Here is a 6,622-nt window from a genome sequence, read left to right as displayed (position 1 = left end):
TTCCCTACTGGGCTGGTCTTCACCTGGGGGCAACCCGCCCCTTCCCCCCCCCCGCCGGCCGCTGAGGCGGCTGCGTATCGGGTCGGCAGGGGGGTGTGGCCGGGAGGGCGGGCTTGGGCTGCCGGGCCTTGGGCTGCCGGGAGCCTTGTGCGCTGCCGAGGGCTTGCATCGCCGGGGGCCTTGGGCTGCCGGGAGGGGCGGGCGTGGGCTGCCGGTGGCTCTTTGCCGCTGCCGGGGGCCTTGTCCTGCCGGGGGTGGGCCCGTGCCGGGGGCACGGCCCACCACCGGAAAAACTCAGCCCTGGGCGTCGAAGTCGCGGGCCGCCAACGCTCGGACGATTCCCGCTCGGCCCTCCGATACCAAGCGGCGTAGTGCCTGGGGGTGGTCGCCCGCCAGCCACTCGTCCGAGGCCGTCACCGTCTCTGCGGCGACCGCCCACGAGGGGTACAAGCCGATTGCTATCGGCTGGGCCCGCTCGCTCGAACGTCGCTGCCACACCTCGTCGATCACCTCGAAGTAACGCGGGACGTACGAGCCCAGCAGGGCCTTCTGGCCCGGGTGGGAGAAGCCCGAGATCAACGAGTCGCTCACCGCGTTCGGCAGCTCGTCGTCGTACACCGCTCGCTGCCATGCGTCGGCCTTGGCCTCCGCCGTCGGCCTCAACGCCCTTGCTCGCTCGGCCTGGCGGCGGCCCGTTGCCGTGTTGTCGCGGGACAGCTCCGCGTCGATCTGCGCCGCGTCCGCCTTTCCGTGTGCCACCAAGGCGTGCAGGAGGCGCCAGCGGAGGTCCGTGTCCACCGTCAGCCCCGGCAGCGGTGCCGAGCCGTCGAGCCAACCGGACAACACCGACAACGTGGCCTCGTCCAGCACCGAGCCGGCCAGGGAGTTCACGAACGCCAGCTGGTGGTCCGATCCCGGCTCCGCGTCGCGGACCAGCTCCAGGAGCCGCCCGGTGAACGCCGGCCACCCGCGAGAGGCCGCCCACTCCTGCTCCGCGTACGAGTTCAGCGCCGTCTGGGCCTGCAGCAGGAGCCGCTGGACCACGCCCACCTCGGTCTCCGTGTGGATTCCGCGCTGCACCAGCGTCACGAAGTCGCGGGCCTTCAGCTCGGCTTCGCGGGTCATCTCCCACGCCGCCGACCAGCACAGCGTGCGCGGCAACGGCTCGGTGATGTCCGCGATGCGGTCGATCAGCGTCGTCAGCGACGCCGGGTCGAGGCGCATCGTGCAGTACGTCAGGTCGTCGTCGTTGACCAGGACCAGCTTGCCCGCGGGGCGGCCGACCAGGTCCGGGACCTCGGTGCGCTCGCCGTCGACGTCCAGCTCGACGCGCTGGGTCCGGACGATCTTGCCGGCCGCGTCCTCGTCGTACACGCCCACGGCGACGCGGTGCGTGCGCAGCTCACCGGCACCCGGCTTCGCGCCGGACTGCACGACCGCGAACGACGTGAACGTGCCGTCCGCGCCGACCTCGTAGCGCGGGCTCAGCGAGTTGAGCCCGGTCGTCTCCAGCCACTGCGCGCTCCACCACGACAGGTCGCGGCCGGACGCCTCCTCCAGCGCGCCCAGCAGGTCCGCCAGGGTCGCGTTGCCCCAGGCGTGCTTGCCGAAGTACACCTTGAGGCCGTCGAGGAAGTGCTCGAGCCCGACGTAGGCGACGAGCTGCTTGAGCACGCTCGCGCCCTTGGCGTAGGTGATGCCGTCGAAGTTGACCTCGACCGCGTGCAGGTCGACGATGTCGGCCGCGATCGGGTGCGTCGAAGGCAGCTGGTCCTGGCGGTAGGCCCACGACTTCTCGATGTTCGCGAAGCTGGTCCACGCGTTCTTGTACTCGGTCGCCTCGGCCTGGGCCAGGACGCTGGCGAAGGTCGCGAACGACTCGTTCAGCCACAGGTCGTCCCACCAGCGCATGGTGACCAGGTCGCCGAACCACATGTGCGCCATCTCGTGCAGCAGCGTCTCGGCGCGCCGCTCGTAGGCGTAGCGGGTGACGCGGCTGCGGAAGACGTAGTCCTCCAGGAACGTCACCGCGCCCGCGTTCTCCATCGCGCCCGCGTTGAACTCCGGCACGAACAGCTGGTCGTACTTGGAGAACGGGTAGGGCGTGCCGAACTTCTCGTGGTAAAAGCCGAAGCCCTGCTTGGTCTCGGTGAAGAGGCGGTCCGCGTCCATGTGCTCGGCCAGCGACGCGCGGCAGTAGATGCCCAGCGGGATGGTCTTGTGGTCGTCGGTGTACTCGTCACGCCACTCGGCGTACGGGCCCGCGACCAGCGCGACGAGGTACGTCGAGATCCGCTCGGACTCCTTGAAGACCGTGCGGACGGCGCCTTCCGGCGTCTCCTCGGCCGACTCGACGATGGCGTTGGAGACGACCTTCCAGTCCTTCGGCGCGATCACCGTGAGCCGGTAGACCGACTTCAGGTCCGGCTGGTCGAAGCAGGCGAACATGCGCTTGGCGTCCGCCGTCTCGAACTGCGTGTACAGGTAGACGCCGTCGTCGACCGGGTCGACGAACCGGTGCAGGCCCTCGCCGGTGTTCATGTAGCGGCAGTCGGCGGACACCGTGAGCTCGTTGGCCTCGGCCAGCCCGGCCAGCGCGATGCCCTTGTCCTCGACGTACGCGCTGACGTCGACGTCCGCGCCGTTCAGGGTCGCCGAGTGCACGCGGTCGGCGACGAGGTCGACCCACGTCGATTCGCCGGCCCGGGCGCTGGAGAACCGGACGGTCGTCGTCGACGCGAAGGTCTTCTCCCCGGGTCCGCCGTGGCCGTCGGTCAGATCGAGCTCGATGTCGTAACCGGTGACGTCGAGCAGATCCGCGCGCAGCTTGGCTTGGTCGCGGGTCAGGTTGGGGGCGGGCACAGGCACCTCTGGTCGTTGGTATCGGTTTTCAACTCCCCGCATCCAATCATGGGGACGGGGTGGCGGGCGACAAGGGAACAACCCCGCGTTTCCCGGTGTTGGCCTCCTCGTGTGGGGGTCCGCCCACATCGAGACGTGCCCGGAGGAGTACCCCGATGACCGCTGCCGAGCAGCCCACGAAGGTCGATTTCTACTTCGACCCGATCTGCCCGTTCGCGTGGATCACCTCGCGCTGGATCCTGGAGGTGGAGAAGCACCGCAACCTCGACCTCAACTTCCGGATCATGAGCCTGTCGGTGCTCAACGAAGGCCGGGACGAGCTGCCCGAGCAGTACAAGGAGCTGCTGGCGAAGGGCTGGGGCCCGGTGCGCGTGGCCGTGGCGCTTTCGCAGCTCAAGGGCGAAGAGGTGCTGCGCGAGTACTACACCGAGTTCGGTACCCGCTACCACAACCAGGGCAACAAGGACTACGACTCGGTCATCAAGGAGGCGCTGGCGGCGATCGGCGCCCCGGCCGAGCTGGCCGAAGCCGCGCAGTCGACCGAGTACGACGAGGCGCTGAAGAAGAGCCACCACGAGGGCATGGACCCGGTCGGCCAGGACGTCGGCACCCCGACGATCCACATCGACGGCGTGGCGTTCTTCGGCCCGGTCCTGAGCTCCATCCCGCGCGGCGATGCCGCGCTGAAGGTGTTCGACGGCGCCGTCGCGATGGCGAGCTACCCGGACTTCTTCGAGCTCAAGCGCACCCGCACCGGCGAGCTGAACTTCGACTAGGGGGTCGCGGGAGGGGCGGTGGCGCAGAGGGCCACCGCCCCTTCGCCGTCACGGCGTCGCGAGGGCGGCCAGGGTGACATCGCTGGGGTAGCGGGACGCGGCCACGGCGGCCACCTCGGTCGTCTCGCCACGGCCCACGCCCGCTTTGAGGGTGATCAGCTCGTGCAGGCCGTCGCGGTGGTAGCGGACGAACTCCGCGTCCACCGGGTCGCCGTGGCCGGGGACGACCACGCGGGGAGCCAGCGCGAGGATCGCGTCGAACGTGTCCGGCCAGGCGGTCAGGTCCGTTTCGTCGCTGAACGAATACTCGCTGAACCCCGCTTCGGCGTGTTCGACGACGTCGCCGGCGAAGACGACCGCCGCGTCCGGGACGTGCACGACGACGTCGTGGTCGGTGTGCGCGCGGCCGAGGTGCCGCAGGACGGCCGTGCGGCCGCCGAGGTCCAGCTCGACGCGGCCGGTGAACGTGTGGTCCGGCGCCGCGATGGTGGTGCGGGAGATCGCGTCGGCGATGTCCGGCTTGCCCTCTTCGCGGTAGTGCTCGACCCACTTCGCGCGGACGGCCTCGAGGTCCCCGCCCAGCTCGGCCGCGCAGCGCTCGTGCGCCCAGACGTCGCAGGGCAGGAACGCCTCGGTGCCCCAGGCGTGGTCGAAGTGCGCGTGCGTGTAGGCGACGGCCCAGGGCAGCGGCGTGATCTCCCGGACCGCGGCGGCCAGTTCGGCGCCCTGGTCGAGGTCACCGCGGGTGTCGACGACCAAACAGCGCTCGGCGCCCACCACCAGCCCGACGGTCAGGTCCAGCTCCTCGTAGCGGCGGGCGTGCACGCCGTCGGCGACCTCGATCCAGCGGCCGGTCATGCCAGTACTCCTTCGTGCAGGACGGGAGCGGCGTCGCTCACGTCGATCCGCGCGGCCAAGGCGACGTCGCCGCCGTGGCCGGCCTCGGCCAGTTCGCGCCCCGACACGCAGTTCACCAGGGCTCCGGCGTCGGCGGACCGGGCGGCGAGAGCGGCTTCGGCGGACATCGAAAGACCGTAACCGGCCAGCGCGGCGGCGATCGCCCCGGCGCCCACCTGGTCCTCCACGCACGGGCGCAGCGGGCCGAACGTTTCGCCGTCACCGAAAATGTTCACCCCCCAGCGTTCCCCCGCCGCGATCAGCCCGATCGAGCCGCCCAGCGAGACGGCCTTCGCGGCGATGGCGGAGGCGTTGCGGAGGCAGCCCGCGAGCACGTGCGCGCCGGTCGCCGCGGCGGCGTCGCAGAGCGTCGCGCCGTTGGGCGAGGGGAGGGCGAGCAAGGTGCCCGGAGGGATGTCCGTCACAGAAGACGGCCGGAGGGTGAATCCGCCCTCGCCCGCGATGACCGCCCCGGCCGCCCGGGCCCGGGCGATCCCGCGGTCGTCGCGCCACCGGACCGGCAGCACGCGACCGCCGCGGCCGACCACCAGGTCCGTGGTGGTGCTGAAGGAAAGCACATCGACGATCACCAGCACCGCGCATTCGCGGCCGAGGGCGGCCACCCCTTCGGCGCCCCAGTCGAGCCGCACGTCGCTGCCGGTCTGCTCCCAGATCCCCACCCCCGGAGCATGCCCGAGATCGGTCCGGGTGGCAGACTCCTGGCCGTGCGCGTCTACTTGGGATCCGACCACGCCGGTTTCGAGCTGAAGAACCACCTGGTGGCTCACCTGGAGAAGCAGGGCCACGAGGTGACCGACATCGGTCCGCACGTCTACGACGCGGCCGACGACTACCCGGCGTTCTGCGTCGAGACGGCGCTGCGCGTGGTGGCCGACGAAGGCAGCCGCGGCATCGTCGTCGGCGGCTCGGGCAACGGCGAGCAGATCGCCGCCAACAAGGTGCCCGGCGCCCGGGCCGGCCTGGCCTGGAGCGTCGAGACCGCGAAGCTGTGCCGCGAGCACAACCACGCCCAGCTGATCGGCGTCGGCGCCCGGATGCACACCGCCGAAGAGGCCGTCGAGATCGTCGAGGCCTTCCTGGCGACGGAGGTCTCGCCGGAGGAGCGGCACGCCCGCCGCGTCCAGCAGCTCCTCGACTACGAGCGCACCGGGACCCCACCGGCGTTGCCGGAGGCCTGATGCCCGAAGGGCACACGCTCCACCGGCTCGCGCGGCTGCACAAGCGCCGGTTCGCGGGCGCCCCGGTCGCGGTGAGCAGCCCGCAGGGCCGGTTCGCCGCCGAAGCGTCCCGTTTGGACGGTCAGGTGTTCGCCGGCGCCGAGGCGCACGGCAAGCACCTCTTCCACGACTACGGCCCGCACGGCATCGTGCACATCCACCTCGGGCTCTACGGCACCTTCGGCGAATCGCCGCTGCCCGCGCCCGAACCGGTGGGCCAGGTCCGGCTGCGGCTGGCCGGCCGGACACATTGGACGGACCTGCGCGGGCCCACCCGCTGTGAACTGCTGGCCCCCGAACAGGCCGACGCGATCAAGGCCCGGCTCGGTCCCGACCCGCTGCGCCGGGACGCGAAACCGGAGCTGGCCTGGGCGCGCATTTCGCGGTCCAAGACGTCGATCGCGGCGCTGCTGATGGACCAGGCGGTGCTCGCGGGGGTCGGCAACGTCTACCGCGCCGAAGTGCTGTTCCGCCACGGCGTCGCGCCGCTGACGCCCGGACGGGCGCTGGACCGCGCGCTGTGGGACGACATGTGGGCCGACCTGGTGACCCTGATGCGCGACGGCGTCCGCGTCGGGCGCATCGACACGGTCCGGCCGGAACACCTGCCGGAGGCGATGGGCCGCGCGGCCCGGGTGGACCGCCACGGCGGCGAGGTCTACGTCTACCGCCGCGCCGGCGAACCGTGCCTCGTGTGCGGGACGCCGGTGGCGAATTCGGAACTGGTGGGGCGCAACCTCTACTGGTGCCCTCGCTGCCAGCCCGCCTGACCCGAGCGCCCCAAATCACGCTGCCCATGCTCTCGCCGGTGATCTTCTTCAACCTGGTGATGGAGGCGATCCACGCCTT

General features: G+C 71.3%; 6 protein-coding genes. 3 read left to right on the top strand and 3 right to left on the bottom strand.

What is annotated here, in order from left to right; all coding sequences use genetic code 11:
- Nucleotides 1-294: 294 nt before the first annotated feature.
- The gene (gene pepN / locus ACWEF6_RS42630; RefSeq protein WP_449688157.1) at nucleotides 295-2,862 is read right to left on the bottom strand and encodes an aminopeptidase N; all 2,568 of its coding nucleotides are present in this window, start codon (nucleotides 2,860-2,862) and stop codon (nucleotides 295-297) included.
- Nucleotides 2,863-3,017: 155 nt separating this feature from the next.
- Here pepN and ACWEF6_RS42625 point away from each other — a divergent pair, with 155 nt between their 5' ends.
- A complete protein-coding gene (locus ACWEF6_RS42625) occupies nucleotides 3,018-3,638 on the top strand; it encodes a mycothiol-dependent nitroreductase Rv2466c family protein (protein ID WP_449688156.1) in 621 nt (206 codons plus the stop codon).
- A 48-nt stretch (nucleotides 3,639-3,686) separates the two neighbouring features.
- On the opposite strand, the gene ACWEF6_RS42620 is transcribed toward ACWEF6_RS42625, so the two are convergent.
- Both ACWEF6_RS42620 and ACWEF6_RS42615 read right to left on the bottom strand, forming a co-directional pair.
- Entirely contained in the window at nucleotides 3,687-4,496 is an 810-nt protein-coding gene (locus tag ACWEF6_RS42620) for an MBL fold metallo-hydrolase (RefSeq protein ID WP_449688155.1), read from the bottom strand.
- Nucleotides 4,493-5,215: a 2-phosphosulfolactate phosphatase gene (locus ACWEF6_RS42615; protein WP_449688154.1), complete on the bottom strand. Its 723-nt coding sequence runs from the start codon at nucleotides 5,213-5,215 to the stop codon at nucleotides 4,493-4,495. The genes ACWEF6_RS42620 and ACWEF6_RS42615 overlap by 4 nt, the downstream gene beginning before the upstream one ends.
- A gap of 45 nt (nucleotides 5,216-5,260) precedes the next feature.
- Between ACWEF6_RS42615 and ACWEF6_RS42610 the strand changes: the two genes are divergently transcribed.
- Complete coding sequence (locus tag ACWEF6_RS42610; protein WP_310972143.1) at nucleotides 5,261-5,734, top strand: ribose-5-phosphate isomerase; 474 nt, start codon at nucleotides 5,261-5,263, stop codon at nucleotides 5,732-5,734.
- Nucleotides 5,734-6,543, top strand: coding sequence for an Fpg/Nei family DNA glycosylase (locus ACWEF6_RS42605; RefSeq protein WP_449680692.1), 810 nt, complete (start codon nucleotides 5,734-5,736; stop codon nucleotides 6,541-6,543). The genes ACWEF6_RS42610 and ACWEF6_RS42605 overlap by 1 nt, the downstream gene beginning before the upstream one ends.
- Nucleotides 6,544-6,622: the final 79 nt, after the last annotated feature.

The organism is Amycolatopsis sp. NPDC004772, from assembly GCF_053601215.1.
This window is presented reverse-complemented; position numbering and strand designations above follow the sequence as displayed.